The organism is Niveispirillum fermenti (genome assembly GCF_048066175.1).
Lineage (GTDB): Bacteria > Pseudomonadota > Alphaproteobacteria > Azospirillales > Azospirillaceae > Niveispirillum > Niveispirillum fermenti.
Window position 1 is genome coordinate 1 of record NZ_JBLTXA010000155.1, and the last position, 253, is coordinate 253.

Sequence of the window (253 nt, forward strand, 5' to 3'; positions counted from 1 at the left end):
CCAGGCGCTGGGCGTGGCCTTCGGCGCCTCCATCGCCGCGGCCTATAGCTGGCGCAGCGCCTTCGTCGTGCTGGGCCTGATCGGCATCGCGGCCGCCGCCGTCGTCTGGCTGACCATCCGCGAGCCAAAGCGCGGCGGCCTGGATCCTGCGCCCGCCGCTGCCGCCGGCAAGCCGGAACCCGCGGCCGGCTTCATGGAAACGGTGGGGGCCTTCTTCCGCCATCCGGCCCTGCTGCTGCTGTCGCTGGCCTGC

1 protein-coding gene is annotated in these 253 nt (G+C 74.3%); it reads left to right on the plus strand.

The window, feature by feature from the left end:
- Nucleotides 1-253, plus strand: a 253-nt coding sequence (locus ACM9LZ_RS26125) for an MFS transporter (protein WP_416622419.1), incomplete at both ends; no start/stop codon positions are given.